The following is a 344-nucleotide window of genomic DNA, read 5'->3' as shown; positions in this document are numbered from 1 at the left end:
TTAATATTTCAAACCAGAAGGTATTTTATGAACAGCAAATTAGCCCTGATGCCGCTTGTGGTTGCAAGCGCATTCGCCTACGCCGCCGATGAAGCCACTTCTGCTCCCGAAGCATATGCGGAAGTGCAGGAAGTCAAAGTTCAAGCCAATGCCAAACGCGTGAAGGCCGCGCGCTCCTATTCTATTGCCAGCGACGGCGATATGCGCGACCGTGTGAATTTGGGTGTATTGGGTAAAGCCAATGCCTTTACCGCCCCGATTACCGTAGTCAATTACGACGAAAAAGCCCTCAACAATACCGAAGCGCGTACTTTGGTGGATGCCGTAGCGAAAAAAGACGCTTC

The 344-nt window shown here is 50.6% G+C and carries 1 pseudogene; it reads left to right on the top strand.

Annotated elements, in window-relative coordinates:
• Positions 1-27: 27 nt before the first annotated feature.
• Positions 28-344 (top strand): annotated as a pseudogene (locus ACTHSP_RS23095) (TonB-dependent siderophore receptor); the annotation flags it as partial.

The sequence above is a fragment of the Neisseria sp. P0001.S005 genome (genome assembly GCF_051963715.1).
Note: the sequence above shows the minus strand (reverse complement) of the source record. Positions and strands in the feature narration are given on the sequence as shown.